At 58.7% G+C, this 17,719-nt stretch carries 18 protein-coding genes; 8 read left to right on the plus strand and 10 right to left on the minus strand.

Going from position 1 to position 17,719, the window contains the following annotated elements; translation table 11 throughout:
- Positions 1-116: 116 nt before the first annotated feature.
- Positions 117-752 carry a guanylate kinase gene (locus COA65_01005; protein ID PCJ61759.1) on the plus strand — a complete coding sequence of 212 codons (636 nt, stop codon included), beginning with the start codon at positions 117-119 and terminating at the stop codon, positions 750-752.
- Here the strand turns inward: COA65_01005 and COA65_01010 are convergent.
- The 6 genes from COA65_01010 to lptF form a co-directional block, all read right to left on the minus strand.
- Entirely contained in the window at positions 749-1,609 is an 861-nt protein-coding gene (locus COA65_01010) for a 16S rRNA (adenine(1518)-N(6)/adenine(1519)-N(6))-dimethyltransferase (protein PCJ61565.1), read from the minus strand. The two genes, COA65_01005 and COA65_01010, sit on opposite strands and share 4 nt — an antisense overlap.
- Complete coding sequence (locus COA65_01015) at positions 1,606-2,631, minus strand: 4-hydroxythreonine-4-phosphate dehydrogenase PdxA (GenBank protein ID PCJ61566.1); 1,026 nt, start codon at positions 2,629-2,631, stop codon at positions 1,606-1,608. The genes COA65_01010 and COA65_01015 overlap by 4 nt, the downstream gene beginning before the upstream one ends.
- On the minus strand, positions 2,628-3,890 hold the full coding sequence (locus tag COA65_01020) for a hypothetical protein (GenBank protein PCJ61567.1): 1,263 nt from the start codon (positions 3,888-3,890) through the stop codon (positions 2,628-2,630). Before COA65_01020 ends, COA65_01015 begins: the two co-directional genes overlap by 4 nt.
- A 140-nt stretch (positions 3,891-4,030) precedes the next feature.
- Complete coding sequence (locus tag COA65_01025; GenBank protein PCJ61568.1) at positions 4,031-6,223, minus strand: organic solvent tolerance protein; 2,193 nt, start codon at positions 6,221-6,223, stop codon at positions 4,031-4,033.
- Positions 6,216-7,322, minus strand: a complete 1,107-nt coding sequence (lptG, locus tag COA65_01030) for an LPS export ABC transporter permease LptG (GenBank protein ID PCJ61569.1) — start codon at positions 7,320-7,322, stop codon at positions 6,216-6,218. Before lptG ends, COA65_01025 begins: the two co-directional genes overlap by 8 nt.
- Positions 7,319-8,560, minus strand: coding sequence for an LPS export ABC transporter permease LptF (lptF, locus tag COA65_01035; protein ID PCJ61570.1), 1,242 nt, complete (start codon positions 8,558-8,560; stop codon positions 7,319-7,321). Before lptF ends, lptG begins: the two co-directional genes overlap by 4 nt.
- An 89-nt stretch (positions 8,561-8,649) precedes the next feature.
- Here lptF and COA65_01040 point away from each other — a divergent pair, with 89 nt between their 5' ends.
- The 3 genes from COA65_01040 to COA65_01050 are packed head-to-tail and all read left to right on the plus strand — an operon-like array spanning position 8,650 to position 11,055.
- The gene (locus tag COA65_01040) at positions 8,650-10,161 is read left to right on the plus strand and encodes a leucyl aminopeptidase (protein ID PCJ61760.1); all 1,512 of its coding nucleotides are present in this window, start codon (positions 8,650-8,652) and stop codon (positions 10,159-10,161) included.
- A gap of 10 nt (positions 10,162-10,171) precedes the next feature.
- Entirely contained in the window at positions 10,172-10,633 is a 462-nt protein-coding gene (locus COA65_01045; protein ID PCJ61571.1) for a DNA polymerase III subunit chi, read from the plus strand.
- Entirely contained in the window at positions 10,633-11,055 is a 423-nt protein-coding gene (locus tag COA65_01050) for a nucleoside-diphosphate kinase (protein ID PCJ61572.1), read from the plus strand. The genes COA65_01045 and COA65_01050 overlap by 1 nt, the downstream gene beginning before the upstream one ends.
- A gap of 10 nt (positions 11,056-11,065) precedes the next feature.
- Here the strand turns inward: COA65_01050 and COA65_01055 are convergent, their stop codons facing one another.
- The 3 genes from COA65_01055 to COA65_01065 form a co-directional block, all read right to left on the minus strand.
- Entirely contained in the window at positions 11,066-11,188 is a 123-nt protein-coding gene (locus COA65_01055; protein PCJ61573.1) for a hypothetical protein, read from the minus strand.
- Between the two features lie 106 nt (positions 11,189-11,294).
- On the minus strand, positions 11,295-11,954 hold the full coding sequence (locus COA65_01060; protein ID PCJ61574.1) for a phosphoribosylglycinamide formyltransferase: 660 nt from the start codon (positions 11,952-11,954) through the stop codon (positions 11,295-11,297).
- Entirely contained in the window at positions 11,927-13,159 is a 1,233-nt protein-coding gene (locus COA65_01065; GenBank protein PCJ61761.1) for a phosphoribosylformylglycinamidine cyclo-ligase, read from the minus strand. Before COA65_01065 ends, COA65_01060 begins: the two co-directional genes overlap by 28 nt.
- Between COA65_01065 and COA65_01070 the strand changes: the two genes are divergently transcribed.
- Genes COA65_01070 through COA65_01085 form a run of 4 tightly spaced genes read left to right on the plus strand, consistent with a single transcriptional unit; the run spans position 12,969 to position 16,550 of the window.
- Positions 12,969-14,234 (plus strand): hypothetical protein, encoded by a 1,266-nt coding sequence (locus COA65_01070; GenBank protein ID PCJ61575.1) that lies wholly within the window; start codon positions 12,969-12,971, stop codon positions 14,232-14,234. The genes COA65_01065 and COA65_01070 overlap by 191 nt on opposite strands.
- A complete protein-coding gene (locus COA65_01075) occupies positions 14,212-14,799 on the plus strand; it encodes a CDP-alcohol phosphatidyltransferase (GenBank protein PCJ61576.1) in 588 nt (195 codons plus the stop codon). Before COA65_01070 ends, COA65_01075 begins: the two co-directional genes overlap by 23 nt.
- 3 nt (positions 14,800-14,802) lie before the next feature.
- Positions 14,803-15,873 carry an AI-2E family transporter gene (locus COA65_01080; protein ID PCJ61577.1) on the plus strand — a complete coding sequence of 357 codons (1,071 nt, stop codon included), beginning with the start codon at positions 14,803-14,805 and terminating at the stop codon, positions 15,871-15,873.
- Between the two features lie 11 nt (positions 15,874-15,884).
- Positions 15,885-16,550: a DNA replication protein gene (locus COA65_01085; protein ID PCJ61762.1), complete on the plus strand. Its 666-nt coding sequence runs from the start codon at positions 15,885-15,887 to the stop codon at positions 16,548-16,550.
- Here the strand turns inward: COA65_01085 and rnd are convergent.
- On the minus strand, positions 16,547-17,713 hold the full coding sequence (gene rnd, locus COA65_01090; protein PCJ61578.1) for a ribonuclease D: 1,167 nt from the start codon (positions 17,711-17,713) through the stop codon (positions 16,547-16,549). The genes COA65_01085 and rnd overlap by 4 nt on opposite strands.
- Between the last annotated feature and the right edge of the window lie 6 nt (positions 17,714-17,719).

The following is a 17,719-nucleotide window of genomic DNA, read 5'->3' on the forward strand; positions in this document are numbered from 1 at the left end:
CGAAGCCTGCAACCGGAAAATTTGCAGTATTTCAAGCGATTGCCGCAGATGTGCAGAATGTGCCGGTGGTGCACGAATTCCTTGCCGGGGCGTGGAATTACGGATATGTAGCCGACATGTCAAAGCTGGAGATATCGCGTCGTGGGGTGATGCTTGTGCTGTCGTCGCCTTCCGGTGCCGGGAAAACAACCATCGCGCGCGCATTGCTGGCGCGCGATTCAATGCTTTCCATGTCCGTTTCCCATACGACGCGGCCGAAACGGTCCGGTGAGACGGATGGCAAGGACTATCATTTCGTGGACGACGCGGCCTTCGCTGCAATGGTCGCGAAGGATGGTTTTCTTGAACATGCGGAGGTTTTCGGCAATTTGTATGGCACGCCGAAAGCCGAAGTGGAGGCAAGCCTGGATGCGGGTCGGGATCTTCTGTTCGACATTGACTGGCAGGGGAATCGCAAGCTGAAGCAGATGGCCGATGGCGATCTTGTCAGCGTTTTTATTCTTCCACCTTCGACCGACGAGCTTGCCAACCGGCTTCATACGCGTGCCCAGGACAGCGAAGACGTGGTCCGGAAAAGGATGGCGAAGGCGCAGGGGGAAATCCGCCACTGGGACGAATTTGATTACGTCGTCGTCAACGACGACCTTGAAAAGGCCATTGCGGCCATTCTTTCGATCCTGCAGGCGGAACGGCTTCGCCGGAAACGCCGGACGGGGCTTTTGGAATTTGTCCGCCAGCGGCTTGGCGGCTAGGCATCACGCCTGGCAAGGGCGCGCGCAAGGGCGCAGAAATCCTCGACGCGAAGTTCTTCGGCCCGCACCGTTGGGGAAATACCTGTTTCTTCAAGTAGGGCGGCACCGATCTCGACCCCTAAGGTCTTCAGGCTGCTACGCAGCATTTTTCGCCGTTGTCCGAAGGCCGCTCTGGTTACGCGGCCCAGCGTCACGATATCAATGGCGCCATCGGCGGCGGCGATGGGTTTGGCACGTGTGCGCAATCGCAGGACGGTTGAAGACACCTTCGGTGGCGGGACGAAGGCTTTCGGGCCGATGTCAAAAAGCGGCGTGATTTCCATGCGCCATTGGGCGACGATGGAAAGTCGCCCATAGGCTTTTGAACCCGGCTTTGCGCAAAGCCGGTCGGCGACTTCTTTCTGGAACATGAGGACCATTTCCTCGAAATGCTCCGCAGCGGCAAGCCATTGTAAAAGCAGAGGCGTTGCGACGTTGTACGGGAGGTTGGCAACGATGCGCCGGGGTGGGGGGGCGATTTCTGCAAGTGCAACGGTCAGCGCGTCGCCCTCTATGATTGTAAGGCGTCCCTGGCTTTCGGCAACCAGGCCCTCAAGGGCGGCGACGCAACGCGGGTCCAGCTCGACTGCGATGACGCGCTTGGCGTGCGCGTCGAGAAGCGCGCGCGTTAAGCCGCCGGGGCCGGGGCCGATTTCGATCACCGAGCCCTTGCCGAGATCGCCGGCCGCGTTCGCGATTTTGCGCGTTAAATTCGCATCGAGCAGAAAATGCTGGCCGAAGCGTCGTTTGGCGCCAAGGTCGAATTCACGGATGATGTCGCGCAGGGGCGGGCGCGCCGGACCTTGTGTGCTGCTCACGGGGTCGCGCCTGCCTGGTGCCGGCGTTCGGCGATGTCGCGGGCAAGGTGAAGGGCTGCGACGAGGCTGCTTTCGTCCGCGATGCCCTGGCCGGCGATGTCGAAGGCGGTGCCGTGATCTGGCGACGTGCGAACGAAGGGCAGGCCAAGCGTGACATTGACCCCGCCCGTGAAATCGATCGTTTTAAGCGGGATCAGCGCCTGGTCGTGGTACATGCAAAGGACGGCGTCGTGGGTTTTTCGCGCCTCTGCGTGGAACAGGCTGTCGGCGGGGAGAGGCCCCCGCACCGTGATCCCAAGCGCCAAAAGGGCGGCAACGGCGGGGGCGATGATCGTGTCTTCTTCCCGGCCAAGAACGCCATTTTCACCGCCATGGGGATTGAGGGCGGCCATGGCAAGGCGCGGGCGCATGATGGCAAAGTCCTGACGAAGCCCTTCCGCCACGATCTTGCCGCAGGTGACGATGCGCTCTGTCGTGAGGCTGGTAGCAACGGTGCGGAGCGGTTCGTGAATGGTCACCGGTGCCACCCGCAGCCCTTCGGCGACCAGCAGCATGGCGGGTTTCGACGCGTCGCCAGCAAGATGGGCGAGAAGTTCGGTGTGGCCTGGATAAGGGACGCCCGCCGCTGCGAAGCTCTGTTTATGGATCGGGTTGGTCACGATGGCGCTGACGTCGCCACTGCCCGCATATTCCACCGCCCGGCGAATGGCGTTGAGGATGGCGGGGACGTTCTCCGTTTCCGGTTTTCCGGGTTGGGGGGGCTTTGCAAGCGCCTGGGCGAGGACGGGCAGCCCTTTTGCAAAGGCCTGGTTTGTTTCGGCGGGCGTGGCGATTGGTATGATCGCGATGTCGAGGCCGAGGCTGGCGGCAATTTGCCGCAGGCGGTCGGCGTCGTCGAAAATAAAAAAGGGTGGCAGGCGGTCATGGTATTTCGCCCAGGCCTTCAGGGCGATTTCGCCGCCGATGCCAGCTGGTTCGCCCATCGTGAGCGCCAGCGGCAGGCGGTCGAAGGGGGGTGTCATAAGCGAATGTCTACGAAGGCCGTGCGACGAAGGTCGCGGAGGTATCTGCGTGAGAGAAGGTCCAGTTTTTCCAGCATGATATTCAGTCGAACCTGCTGGCGGTCATCAATGGGGGTGGTCGCGTTCGGGCGGTCGCACACCATAAGAAGGTGAATGCCAGCCTCGGTGTGGACAGGTTTGCTGGGCACGCCAATGGGCAGCGTTTGCACGGCATTCCGCAATTTTGCGGCCAGGTCTTTTAATTTGATGGTGCCAAGACTGCCAGACATCGGTGCCCCCGATAATTCGGCGGCCCGGTTCATCGCAAGGCACCCGCTCAGCTTCGTCCGTTCGTTTTCTGCCTTGGAAATCTGGGTGGTGATTTCATTCGGGTCGGCCTTGGGCGAGAGGGGAAACAGAAGCTGACTTAGCCCGATGGTGTCTCTTGCGCTTGTCTCGCCAACTTTGCGCCGGTCCTGGAGCCACAGCAAATAATAGCCATCTTCCGTGCGGATTGGCTCGGAAACGGCGTCAAGCTTCATTTCCTGGATAGCCTGGTTCAGTTCGTTCCCCAGCTGTCCTTGCCGGATCCAGCCGAGCTCGCCGCCGGAAAGCGCCGTCACACCTTGTGAGAATTGTCGGGCGAAGCGGGCAAAATTATTGCTGGCGCGGGCTTCGTTCGCGACGCGCTGGACCGTCTCACGGACGGCCGTTTCCTGGGTTGTGTCATCGACGGCCAGGAAAATCTCCGAGACGAGATATTCCGGCGCGTCTGCAAATTGCTGCAGCCGGGCGACCTTCTCCTCGACTTCATCGTCGCTGACGATGACTTTTGGATAGAGCCGGTTGCGGATAATCTTTTCCCAGGCGAGGGAGGACCGGATTTGCGTAGTGATCGTCGAGGCCGCAATGCCTTCTCGGTCCAGGGTTTCCTTAAGCCCACCTTCGGGCATGCCGTTTCGGCTCTCGATGCGGCGCTTTGCTGATTCCAGTTCCTCATCGGCAACTGTAATTTCGAGACGCTCGGCCTCTTGAAGCTTTAGCTGTTCGTCAATCAGGGCTCGCAGAATATCCGGAAGCATCCGGCGGAGTGCTTCCGTCGAGTCGCGAAGATTGGCCGTATACGCGATTAAACGCATGCGGGAATTGAGGTCGAACTCCGAGATCGCATCCTCGTTGACGACGGCGGCAATTCGCTGTGTTTCTTCTGCCTGGGCAGACGGGAATATCGGCGTAAACAGCAGCGCAGCTGAGAAAGCAGCTAAGAAAAAAGTTCTCATCAAATTTGAAATTTCCGTAACATTCCTTTGGGGCACATGCCCATCCCATGACGTATTCTTTAGCGATGAACCTGTTGCCGATCAATCCTTGCCTTCGGCAAGCAGGCAAATGGAAAAGGCCACTTTGGGCATTATAGGGATTAGATGCCGACCTCTCCAAGATGTTTGAGAACGATGCGGAGGAGAAAGGTATTGGCCGGTTTGATGTCTCGATCCTGGGTAAAACTGCGGATAAAACTGAACTGCAGATCGAGGCATTCGTCGACATAACCGAGGCCAAGGCCCCAATTAATCGTATTATCGTTTTCGAAATCCCGGCGGTTCGAGGCCCGAAACGACCAGTTTTTGGTGATTTGGGAACGTAGGGACGTGGTGAGCTCCTCGCGATCGCCAAACTCCGGGTTTGTGGCGGACCCCCGGATAAAGAAGTAATTGACGTCCAGGTGAATGGCGGCGGGGCCGATGCCGAACTCGAACTCGCTTTGTTCGGCGGAAAAACTGTCCGTGTCCAGCCGGGTGCGGTAGAGCATGCTTAGATTTTCTGCGGGTGTTATTTCAACTTCGCCGACATAGTCGGAGAAAGTGTCTTCGAGGCCGGAGCCATCGGCAAAGGGGCTGTTTTTACGAAGGCGATAGCTTTGGCCGAAGAAGATGCTCGCATTGCCGCCACCGGCACCGAGAAGCCCCATCTTCAGGCCATAATTCAGCCGCTGCCCTCCTTCGACCCGATCCAGCCCGGTAAAGCGGCTTGCGGCCATCAAATTCGTCGTGTCGAACTCAAAATTCTGACTGTCCTCGTTCGATATCTTTGAGGGATTTCCTCCATTGGGGGCGATGGCAATTGAAACGACCGGTTCGATCAATTGGTGGACCCGTCCTTCCTGGCGCACAAAAGGATAGCGCCAATCGACCATGACCTGGGGAAAGGCGCGGCCCGTGAAGCCGTCCCGCTTGACGTTGGGGTCGGCCCCGCTGGCGGTGCTGTCATTGGCAAGATAGCCATCCATCTGCAGCGAAGCTGAAACCGTTGTCACATAGCCTTCCGGTGCCTGATAGGGGAATTGCCAGCCGGGTTTGAACGACAGGCGATGGCTGTCCGGCCCTTCCGTGCGGGAGAGGGAAAGCAGATTGGCGTCCAGGCTCCAGCGCGCACCGTTCCGGTCCGGCTCGCCGATGTAGTTGTAGTCGATCATCGGCAGGATCAGGGGCGTGGTATCGGAATCATCCGTTTGACGGAGGCCCTGGAAAAGATAGCCATTCACCGTTGCGTAGTTGCGGCCACGAAAGCCTTCGAGAAAGGCGTGGCTTGTCAGCGTATTTTCGTTTTCGAAATCATATCGCCGAAGATAGGTGTCGTCCGTGGACCGAAAAACATCGAGGCCGGTTCGCCAGGTTGGATCGAGATCGAACCTGGCGCGGCCTTTCACATGGCCGCGGATTTCCTTGCCGCCGGATGTGGCAAGCCCGTTTAGCCGTTCGTCGGCTTCGGTGAGGCTGCCGGCAATTTGGAATTCCCCGTTTTTAAATCGCTGACGGTATTCGCCGACGGCGACAAATCCTTCTTGGGCGGTAAAAATCGGCGCGAAGGTCGCGTCCTTGTCGGGGGCGATGTTGAAATAATATGGAATCTGGGTTCGAAAGCCGAGGTCGGTCGTGCTGCCGATGGTTGGCGAGAGAATACCGCTGCGGCGCTTTACGGTTGGATCCGGATGGGAAAGATAGGGCGTGTAGGCAATTGGAATGCCATAGAATTCGAAAAAAGCGTCCTTGTATTCAATTTCGTGGGCCTCACGGTCATGGACGATCCGCCAGGCTCTTAATTGCCACAAGGGTGCGCGCGTGGGGTCTTTTTTGCAAAGGTTGCAAGGCGAAAACACCGCCTTGTGGAATTCCGCGAAAACGCCGTTTTTGCGTATGCCGGAAACGGCAGCGAGTTTTGAATCGTCTTCAAGAAGGACGCGAAGGCGGCGGACAATGCCTTCCCGCATGTTATCGGTCAGGGTCATGTGATCGGCAAAGGCAACCTCGCCGGTGGGCTCCATAAGGATGACGTTTCCAGACGCGGTGACGAGATCGGCCCGCTGGTTATAGGTCACCGTGTCGGCGAGAAGAAGGCGTGGGCCTTGCGTGATTTCCACATGCCCGCGGGCGAAGATGGTGTCGCGTTCCTTGTCGCGGCGTATTTCGTCGGCACGAAGAAGGATGGGTGCTTCCTTGTTATGTGCAGCAACAGGTGCCGGTTCCGCGCCATGGCTGGGCGACGCCAGAAAAAGGCCGAGAAGGCAACAGGTCATCCATCCGGTTTGCCCAAGCCAACGCATGTTGTCAGCCATCCTCCAGGTGAAGAAGCATGGCGAGGCCAAGCAGCGTTGCTACGCCAGCCGGCGTCCATGCGGCCAGCACAATGGGCAGTTTTTCTGAAAGCCCCAATGCGTGGATGACGTCCGAGAGGAAGAAAAGAAGGAATCCGACCATGGCGGTGAGGGCAATCAGGGCGGCGGTGTTTGTCGTGCGGTTTCGTCGCAGCATGAAAGTTGCCGCGATGAGCACCATGGCGCAGAACAGAAGGGGTTCGGCCAGCAGAGAGTGCCAGTACAATCGGTGGCGACGCGCGGAAAAGCCGGCCTTCTCCAGTGTGTCAATGAAGACCGGGAGTTCCCAGAAGGAAAGGGTCTCAGGCGGGGAAAAACTGTCCTGAATTTTTTCAAGGGTGAGGTCCGTTTTKATYCGRTGGCTTTTCGCAAARGTTGTCGGTCGRTCCGGTTCGGATATTCGGGCGTYTTCCAGTTGCCAATAGCCTTTTTCCAGATGYGCGGAACCGGCATCGACCCGACCGGTAAAGTGATCGGATCCATCGAAAAGAAAAAAGGTGACGTCCTGAAAAGACATGTCGCTTTGGGACATGTGTTGCGCGTGGATAACAGACTGGCCGGTTTTGTCCGCCTGACGCAGCCAAAGGCCGGAGGAAGAAAGAGCGAGCAGGCTTGATTTTCCGCGCAGCAGTTTGTCTTCCAGCGCCTCGTACCGGGTAAACATGGTGGAGGCCAGTGGATTAAAAACCGTGATTTTAAAAACGCCAATGCCAACGGCGACGATCAAAACCGGAAACAAAAATTGCCAGGCGGAAATGCCGGCGCCGCGGATGACGATCAGTTCGTGATGGCGCGCCAGACGCCAAAAGACGAGCATGCCGCCGAACAGAATGGCGAAGGGTGTAATGGTCTGCACCGTTTCCGGTAGTTTCAGAAGCGACATTTGCAGAACGTCGCCCATGGTTACGGCAAGGCGTCCGGCCGATCGCCGGAGCAATTCGATGATGTCGATAAGCAGAACGAGCGTGACTAGAAAGCCCAGCATGCTGAGAAAGCCAAGCAGAAACTGGCGACCGATATAGCGAGACAGGATTGTTGAGATGTGCACGGTGTTTCCTATCCGGTCTCGATTTTCTGTGCCGCCGCTGGAATGCGTCGCCGAAGGAGACGCCCTGTGGTCAGCACACGATAGCCGATTGCAACGGTGAGGAAGGGGACGGCGTACATCAACGGGATCGTTGCCGGGGTTTTTGACGCCATATTGTTGATGCCAATGCCCAGAAGCTGAATGGCAACGCCTATCGCGACGGCGGCCAGGATGCGGCCGGTCTGTCCGCGCCGGTTAAAATCGCCTGAAAAAAGCGCGGCAAGCGCGATGAACAGGAAGGCAAGGTTGTAGAGCGGGGAGGTTAGCCGTTGATGGCCCTCAGAGATCAGCTTTCCCTTGTTGTTCCGGTCGTCCGCAGTATCTGCCGGGAAGAAGAGGCCAGGCAGGTATCGTTCGCGTGGTTCTCGCCAGCGATATTCAGGGGTTTTGTCGATGTTTCCCAAATCCACAGTGTAGCGGTCAAAATAGAGGAGTTGCAGGCGGCTTGTTTTTTCATCGATTTCCTGGCGGTTGCCATTTATCAGGATGACCTTGGGGCCACTGTCCGTCCGCACGAATTTTCCATGTTCGGCCATGATCGTCACGGACTGCTTCGCGTTTCGGCTGTCGTGCATCAGGATGCCGTAAAGATCGCCTTCTCCGGCGCGTTCCCGCACATAGACGGTCAGCTTGTCGCCAAGCGAATTAAAAACGCCCTCTTTCAGCAGAACGGCTGAATAGTTGTGGCGAAACAGAAACTGAAGGTCTTTGAATTCCCGGTAGGACGAGGGCAGAAAATACAGCGTGATGCTGTAACAGACGACCGTGAGCAGAAGGGCGAGGGCAATCCCGGGTGCCGCCATGGTCCGGGGCGGCAGGCCCGCTGCCCTGAGGATGACCAGTTCGCTGTCCATGGTCAGTTTGTTGTAGGTAAACAGCACCGCCGCAAAGAACGCGATCGGAATAACGATGACAAGGTAAGTCGGCAGCAGGTGCAGGGTAAGCGAAACAAAGGCCGTTAATTCGAGCCCACGGTTGACGATCAAATCCACGAAACGAAGCGACTGGGTCAGCCAGATCACGCAGGTCAGCCCGGCGCAGACAAGCACCGTCGCCCAGGCAAGTTGGCGAAAGATGTAAAGAAAGGCAATTTTTCTCATATTTCCAGCCGAATGATAGACCCGCGCGCCATGACCGGACAGGCCTTCTTTACTGTTTTTTGGGCGCAGATGGAAGGGGGCCCGATTTGCAAGGCAACCGGCATGGGTCAAGGTCCCGCTTTTCTTTGTCTCTCGGATTGGTAGAGTAGGGCCAGATGGGTTTAAAAACCCTTGACCAAGGAACCGGGAGGGGGCTGCCCATGAAAATCGATTTTACCGAACCAAGTCTGACAAAAACCGCCACAATCGTCCTCGGCGTGCCTGCGGGCAATCGCCTGAGCCCAGCCGCCGTCGCCCTTGATGATGCGATGGAAGGGGCCATTGCCCACGCCATTCGTGTCGGCCATTTCGAGGGCAAGCGAAAACAGTTTCTCCAATTCCCTGCACCTGCGAAGGGGCCGGTCGGTCAGATCGTTCTTGTTGGGCTGGGTGAGGCGAAGCGCCTGTCGGTGAAGGATTTTCAGGACATTGGCGGGAAAATCTTTGGCTATTTGAACGCGGCCAGGGAAGCCCGTGGGACGCTTGTTGTCGAGGCGTTGGTTGGGTGCCGGGTAAAGCCTGAGGTAATCGCCGCGAATCTTGCCTATGGCGCGCGGCTTTCCAGCTATCGTTTTGATAAATACCGTACGGAGAAGACCCGGGATGCCCATAATCCGCCAACGTTGAAGCGGCTTTCCATCCAGGTGAAGGGGGTGGCCAAGGCAAAAAATTGCTACGCGCCGCTGGAAAAAATTAGCGACGGCGTTTTTCTTACGCGTGACCTTGTTTCCGAGCCTGCGAACGTCCTGTTCCCGGAAGCCCTGGCGAAAGAAGCGATGAAGCTTCGCCGTCTTGGGGTCGAGGTCGAGGTTCTTGATGAAAAGGACATGGCCAGACTGGGGATGGGGGCGTTGCTTGGGGTGGCCCAGGGAAGCGTTCGGAAACCCAGGCTCGTCACGCTGCGCTGGTTGGGCGCAAAGCGTGCGAAGGACAAGCGCCCGCTGGCCCTTGTCGGTAAGGGCGTGACCTTCGACAGCGGCGGTATCTCTATCAAGCCGTCGGCTCATATGGAGGACATGAAGTGGGACATGGGCGGATCTGCCGTTGTACTGGGTGTTATCCGCGCCCTGGCGGCCCGCAAGGCGCGCGTCAATGTGGTGGGTGTCATCGGGCTGACCGAGAACATGCCGTCCGGGACCGCGCAACGTCCGGGCGACGTTGTGACATCGATGTCCGGCCAGACGATTGAGGTGATTAACACGGACGCGGAGGGCCGGTTGGTTCTGGCGGACGCGCTTTGGTACTGCCAGGAACGGTTCAAGCCGCAAGCCATCATCGATTTGGCGACGCTGACCGGCGCGATTATCGTGGCCCTGGGCATGGAATATGCGGGTCTGCTTGCAAACGATACGAAACTTGCCACGAAACTGACAAAGGCCGGAGAGGCGGAAGGGGAACGCCTGTGGCGATTGCCCCTCGACAAGGTCTATGACAAGGACATTGACTCCGACATTGCCGACATGAAAAACGTCGGTTCTGGCCGTGGCGCGGGCAGCATCACGGCGGCCCAGTTCCTGAAACGGTTTGTTCAGGAGGGCGTCCCATGGGCCCATATCGACATTGCCGGCGTCACCTGGGCCAACAGGTCAAAACCGACCGTCCCGAAGGGGGGGACGGCGTTTGGGGTGCGGTTGCTCCACCGGTTTATTGCCGACAATTATGAAGCGGGGTAGCCGTTTCTAAATGACGGCAATCAATTTTTATCAATTGCAGCAAAGCACGCTGGAACAGGCGCTGGAGAAGCTTCTTACAAAAGTTCTTGGGGGCCGCGCGCGTGCCGTCGTGCTAGCGGGCTCTGAAGAACGCGTCGAGGCGTTGAATGCCGCGCTCTGGACGTTGTCGCCATCCTCCTTTCTGCCCCATGGCAGTCGCCGGGATGGCTGTGCTGCCAGTCAGCCGGTGTGGCTGACGGTGGAGGACGAGAATCCGAACGGCGCCAGCATTCTTGTGCTTACGGACGGGATGGTTTCTAAAAGGGTCCAGGATTACGAGCGCTGTCTTGAGCTTTTTGACGGTGACGATGCGGTGGCCGTTACGACGGCGCGCGATCGCTGGCGCAGCTATCAGGCAGAAGGGCACACGCTTAGCTATTGGCAACAGAAGCCCAACGGTGGTTGGGAAAAAAAGGAAGGGCAAGACACCTAATGGCGATTGAACGCACACTTTCGATTATCAAACCAGATGCCACCCGCCGCAATCTGACGGGGAAAATCAACGCAATGCTCGAAGGGGCGGGGCTTCGCATCATTGCCCAGAGACGCCTGCGGCTTACGCGCAAGGACGCCGAGGCCTTTTATGGCGTGCACAAGGACCGGCCGTTTTTCAACGACCTTTGCGCGTTTATGACGTCGGGTCCGGTCGTCGTTCAGGCCCTTGAAGGGGAAAACGCCGTCGCGAAGAATCGCGAAGTCATGGGTGCGACGAATCCGACGGAGGCGGCACCGGGAACCCTGCGCAAGGAATTTGCCGAATCGATCGAGGCAAATTCCGTCCACGGCTCGGACTCGGTCGAGAACGCCGGGATCGAAATCGCTTTTTTCTTTAAGGAAGAGGAAGTTGTTGGCTAGATGCCTGCAATTACACCAGGAAATAGGCCATTAGAAGCAGGGTAACGGCGATCGCGACGCTGGTCACCACGGTCAGTTTCATAAAACCGTTCCACATGTCGCTATGCGACTGAAGATCGAAATCGTTCGACATATGAACTCTCCACTTTTTGTTGTGTGCCGTACGGCCTGTAAACGCAGATATAGCCTAGATCGCGGGGCAAGGGAACCGCTTCATGGGGACTGGAATTGGGCGGTCTCTAGCCTTGTGTTTCCGGATTGAGGAAGCCGGCGGCGGGCGTGGCGGGCGTTGCTGCAAGGCGCGTCCTGTTTTCCTCGACGCGGACCCCGTTGGTGGCAAGCAGGCGAAGCGCCATGGGGTAGCAGCGGTGCTCCATCGTAAGCACCCGTGCGGCAAGGGTTTCGGGGGTATCGTCCTGGGCGACGGGGACGGCGGCCTGGATGAGGATGGGGCCGGCATCGAGTTCGGGGCGGACGAGGTGAACGGTGCAGCCGCTGATCTTCACGCCCGCTTCGATGACTTTGCGATGGGTGTTCAGGCCGGGGAAGGCGGGAAGAAGGGACGGGTGAATGTTGAGAACGCGGTCCCGCCAGGCGGTGGTAAATTTTTCCCCAAGCAGCCGCATGAACCCGGCAAGGCAGATAATTCCAATGTTGGCCTGGCGCAGGGCGCTGTCCAGCGCCGCGTCGAAGCCTGCCCGGTCCGGAAAATCCTTGTGCGAAATCACGCAGAAGGAAATTCCGGCGCGTTTTGCGTGTTCCAGCCCCTTTGCGTCGGCGACGTTGGCGATGACCAGCGCGATTTCGGCGGGGTAGTCCGGCGCTTCGCAGGCCGCGATCAATGCCTGGAGATTGCTGCCGCGTCCGGATATTAGGACGCCGACCCTTGCCCGGCCCATGCCGCCTCCATTCCCGTTATCTGCACCGTTGCGGGCCCCTGTTTGCCAGCCACCACATGGCCGATCCGGTAAACGGTTTCGCCTGCTGATCGGAAATGCGCTTCCACCGCGGCGGCATCTTCCGGGGCGGTCAGCACGACCATGCCGATGCCGCAATTAAAAGTGCGCGCCATTTCCATCGGGGGCACGCGGCCCTGGGCGGAAAGCCAGCGGAAGATTGCCGGCATTGGCCAGGTGGTGGCATCGATTTTCGCGACAACCGCGTCCGGAAGGACTCGTGGGATATTTTCGATCAGGCCGCCACCGGTGATATGCGCCAGCGCCTTTACCTTTCCGGCACGCACCGCGCCAAGCGCGCTTTTCACATAAATACGGGTTGGTTGCAGCAGGGCCGCGCCCAGGCTTTGGCTGGCATCGAAAGGTGCCGGCGCATCGAAATCAAGGGTCGTTTCTTCGACAATCCGCCGGACAAGCGAAAATCCGTTTGCATGCACGCCGTTTGACGCCAGGGCGAGGATGGTATCGCCCACGGCAACACGGTCGCCGGTAAGAAGCTGATCGCGTTCAACGGCGCCAATGGCAAACCCGGCCAGGTCATAATCGCCTTGCCCGTACATGCCGGGCATTTCGGCGGTTTCACCGCCGATAAGGGCGCATCCGGCGTCAGTGCAGCCCTTGGCGATGCCGGCAATCACGCCTTTCGCGGTTTTGACGTCAAGCTTGCCGGTGGCAAAATAATCGAGGAAGAAAAGCGGCTCCGCCCCCTGGACGATGATATCGTTCACGCACATCGCGACCAGATCAATGCCGATCGTCTCGTGGTAGGCCTGCGCGATGGCGATGCGAAGCTTTGTGCCGACCCCATCCGTGGCGGCGACGAGGAGGGGGTTTTTGAATCCGGCAGCACCGAGATCGAACAATCCGCCAAATCCGCCCAACCCGCCAAGCACCCCCTTGCGGGTTGTGCTGCGCGCAAGGGGCTTGATTGCTTCGACAAGCGCAGCACCAGCCTCGATGTCGACTCCCGCTTCCTTGTATGTACGGCTGTTAATGGTCCTAACGCCCGTGATAGTAAAGAGTAAGAGGAAGCGAAATCGAGCACGCCCTGTGACGTTGAAGATACTGGATCGCCGACAGTTTGCAATGGCCCGTTGTTCAATATGGGGCCGTGCGGCTGCCTTTTTTGTGGTGTTTGGCCTTGCCATTTCCGCAAGCGAGGCCTGCGCGGCATCGGCAGACGTTTTTACGGTCGATGAGGTGATTGTCGATGCCACGGCGCGCACCGCCGAGGAGGCGCGCGAGGTTGCCCTTGCCGAAGGCCAGTATCAGGCCTTTCTCCGGCTGTTCAACCGGCTGACGCTGCGCCTGGACCATTCCCGCCTGCCCGATGTCGAACCGGAAGCGATCGTGAACCTGGTTCACGCCTTCGAGGTTCGGAGTGAAAAAACATCCGGGATTCGCTATCTCGCAAAACTGACGGTTCATTTCAAAGGCGAAGCCTTTTTGAAATTTCTCCAGGCGCATGAAATTCCGTACGCCACAACCCAAAGCAAGCCGATCCTGGTGTTGCCCGTTTTCGACTCCGGGGAAGAGCGGATGCTCTGGCGCGACCCAAATCCATGGCGGGATGCCTGGCTTGTCACGCCGCCCCGCGATGGGTTGGTGCCGTTCGTTTTGCCTTTTGGAGATCTTGAGGATGTGACGGCAATCGACGCGGCGCAGGCCGCGCTTGGCGATCAGGATCGGCTGGCGGCGATCGCAAAACGCTACAACGCTGCGGCCATTCTCGTTGCCCAAGTGCGTTCAACCACCGAATCCTTTCTTAAATTGCCAGCGCTTTACTTAAGCCTAAGCCGTTATGGTGCCGGCGCCTGGGGCGACGTTTATGTGGCCAGTTTCATGGGCGCGGACGGCGTCACGCAGGAAAGCCTGTTTCACCAGGCGATTGAGCAGACCGTTCAGCGGATTGAGGAAAGCTGGAAACTTGATAATCTTCTACAATCAGGGGAAGAGGGCGAGGTGACGGTCGCGGTGCCTTTGCGTGGCCTTGAGGACTGGCTGAAAATCGAGAAGCGCTTGGGCGGTATCCCTTCGGTGCTTGAAAATCGGCTGGTCTACCTTTCCCGTGAGGAGGCGCGTGTGCGGATTCGTTTTCAGGGCGGCGGCATGCAACTGCAACGGGCGTTGCTGCAAAGCGACCTCGTCCTTTCTTTCCAGCCCTATCAGGGGGGGCAGGCACTTGTCTTGAAGCTGGAGGATGCGACAGAAGGTGTTCAGTAAAGGTGCGCAAGTAACAGACGGAATCGTTACCGTTCCGAACATCATCAGCCTGTTGCGGCTGCTTTCCGTGCCGCTGATGCTGTGGTTTTTGCTTGAGGAAAATTTCGTGGCGGCTTTCTGGCTGTTTTTGCTTGCCAGCATTTCGGATGGCGTCGATGGGTTTATTGCCAAACGCTTTAACGCCCGCTCGATTGTCGGGTCCTACCTTGACCCTGTCGCGGACAAGGCGTTGTTGCTTGGGGTCTATATTACGCTGGGGGTTGCCGGGCATTTGCCGGTGTGGCTGGTGGCCCTTGTCGTGTTCCGTGACGTGATGATCGTTGGCGGCGCCATTCTGTTCCGGGGCCTGACTGGCAAACTTAAGGTGCAGCCGCTGCTAAGCGGCAAGCTGAACACCGTGGCGCAAATTCTGCTGGCGGGAATGGTCTTGACGGACCTGGCTTTGCAAATCCCCGTCGGGCCGCTGATCGAAGGGCTGGTCTATTTCGTCACGGCAACGATCCTGTTTTCAGGCGGGTGCTATCTTGTGACCTGGTCGTGGTTGGCCAGTGGGTTGGAGGAATAGAGTATGTCGGCATCGCTACGTTTTTGGGGAGTCGCCATTTTTCTTTTTGTGGCGTCCCTCTACCTCTTCCGGGACATTCTGCTGCCTTTCGTCGTGGGGCTTGGGGCCGCGTATTTTCTGGATCCGATCACGGACCGTCTTGAGGCGCTGTTGCGTTCGCGCACCCTGGCGACGGTGCTGGCCATGCTTGCTTTTTATGCGGCTGTTTTTGCCTTTTTCCTGCTTTTCTGGCCGATTCTCGAAAGCCAAATCGTGGCCCTGAGCGAGCGTGCCCCGGATTACCTGAAGGACGTGCACGAATTTTTGCTTCCGTATCTGGCGGGCTTGTCCCCCGACCTTTCGCTGGAAGCCGTTGGCAAGGTGAAAGCGGTTGCCGGTGTTGAGGCGGGCAAGGTGTTTGCGTGGGCGGGCACGCTTGTTAGCTATGTCTGGAGTGGGGGGCTGGCCCTTTTCAATCTCATCTCGCTGGCCCTGATTACACCCATCGTCCTTTTCTACCTTCTGCGGGATTGGGACAAAATCGTCCAGCGGGTGGATGGCTGGCTTCCAAAAAGCCACGCCCCGACGATTCGTGCGCAGCTTCGCGAAATTGACCGCACGCTGGCCGGCTTTGTTCGGGGCCAGGCGACGGTTTGTCTGATGTTGGCGGCCTTTTACGGCATCGGCCTGGCGCTGGCCGGGCTCGATTTCGGCCTTGTCATCGGGATTGCGACGGGGCTGCTCTCGTTCATTCCCTATTTCGGCATGGGGGTCGGGCTTGTCATCGGCGTCACCCTCGCCATTCTGCAATTTTCCGATTGGCTTCCTGTGGCCATCGTTGTCGGCGTGTTTCTTCTTGGCCAAGTCCTTGAAGGGAATTTTCTTACGCCAAAACTGGTTGGCGAACGTATCGGCCTGCATCCGGTGTGGGTCATTTTCGCCCTTCTGGCCGGGGGGACGCTGGCCGGATTCCTGGGCGTGGTGCTGGCGGTTCCGGTCGCGGCGGTTCTGGGTGTGATGGTCCGCTTTGCCATTCGTTGTTATCAGGACAGCGCCTATTATCTGGGCGCGTCCGAGGGCGAAGAGAAGCCGTGACGCCGGGGCGCGTGACGCCGGGGCGGCAGCTTCCTCTTGATCTTGGCCATCGTCCGGCCCTTGGGGGGGACGATTTTCTGGTTGCGCCTTCCAATGCTGATGCGGTTGCCTGGATTGACAGGTGGCCGGACTGGCGTGGCACCGGCCTTGTTCTTTACGGGCCGGGGGCTTGCGGAAAAACGCATCTGGCCCATGTCTGGCAGGCGCGGACGCGCGCGCCGCATGTTTTGGCCGGCGATCTTGGCGACGCACCGCGCGCGGTGCTGGGCGAGGCGCGTGCCTGCGTTGTCGAGGGCGCGTCCGGTGCGGACGAAGCGGCGCTTTTTCACCTCTACAACGTCCTTGTCGAGCGTGGAGGGCATTTGCTTTTGACGGATCGCGAACCGCCGGCGCGCTGGCCTATCCAGCTTGCGGACCTTCGCTCGCGGTTGCTCGCGTTGCCGGCTGTGCAGATGGGGCAGCCGGACGACCGGCTCTTTGCCGCCGTTCTGGTGAAGCTTTTTAGCGATCGCCAGCTTGAGGTTGGCGAAGAGGTTGTGGCTTACCTTCTGAACCGAATTGAGCGTTCCTTTGCCGTGGCCCGGGATTTTGTGGCCGAACTGGACGCAGCCGCCCTTGCGCGGCGGCGGCGGATTACCGTTCCCTTCGTCCGTGAAATTTTAGGCGACGAGAATTAAGCGTCCGACGGCTTTTTCTGCGTGGTGACGAGGCGCACCTTGCCGTTCTCGATGGCAAGCGCGCATCCCCCATTCTTCAATGCCAGCGCGTCCTCGCCGAACATGCTTCGCTGCCAGCCGCGAAGGGCCGGCACATCGGCGTTGTCATCGGCGGCGATCTGTTCCAGGTCGCTGCTGCTTGCAATCAGTTTCTGGGCGACGGAATGTTCTTCGCACTTCATTTTGAGAAGCACTTTTAGCAGGTCCACCGTTGGTCCCAGGCCGCCCTGGTTTGCCACCCGTTTGGGCGGCATTGGGCAGGCGTCCTCGGCAAGGGCGCTGGCGGCTTGTATGGCCTCAACAATGGCGGTGCCAAGCCTGTTTTCCGAGGCTTTCCCTATTCCCCGGCAGCGCCGAAGGTCGGCGGTGGTTTCCGGCATTTGCGCGGCAATTTCAAGAAGGGCGTCATCGCGAAAGACCCGGTTGCGGGGTACGTTCTGTTTTTGGGCGAGGGTTTCCCGCAAGGCGGCAAGCTCACGAACGGTGGCCAGGAAACGCCGGTTGGCGTTGCGTGTCTTCAGCCTTCGCCACGCCTCTCTCGGCTCCATGCAGTAAATGGCGGGATCGGTGAGAGTGGCCATTTCGCTTTTCAGCCAGTCCATGCGCTTTGTTGTTTCCAGCTTTTCGTGAAGCTTTTCGTAGATGACGCGTAAATGGGTGACGTCGGCGATTGCGTATTCAAGCTGTTTTTCGCTCAAGGGGCGATGCGCCCAATCCGTGAAGCGTTGCGCCTTGTTGATGCGTGCTTTTGCCAATCGGCTGACCAGGGTTTCATAGGCGATGGAATCGCCGAAGCCACAAGCCATCGCTGCAATCTGCGTATCGAAAAGCGGCGCGGGGATGGTGCCGTTGATGTGGAAGAAAATCTCGATATCCTGGCGCGCCGCATGAAAAACTTTAAGCACGTTCGGGTTCGCCATCAGCTCCAAAAGCGGCGTCAGGTCGATATTTTCCGCCAGCGGGTCGATCGCTGCGACATCCTTGGGGCCGGCGACCTGCACCAGACAAAGCTGGGACCAATAGGTTTTTTCGCGGATAAACTCGGTGTCGACGGTGACATAGGGTGCCTCGGACAAGCTTTTGCAAAGCTCGGCAAGGGCGGGTGTGTCGGTGATGATTCGCATGGGCGA

The sequence above is a fragment of the Rhodospirillaceae bacterium genome (genome assembly GCA_002746255.1).
GTDB lineage: Bacteria > Pseudomonadota > Alphaproteobacteria.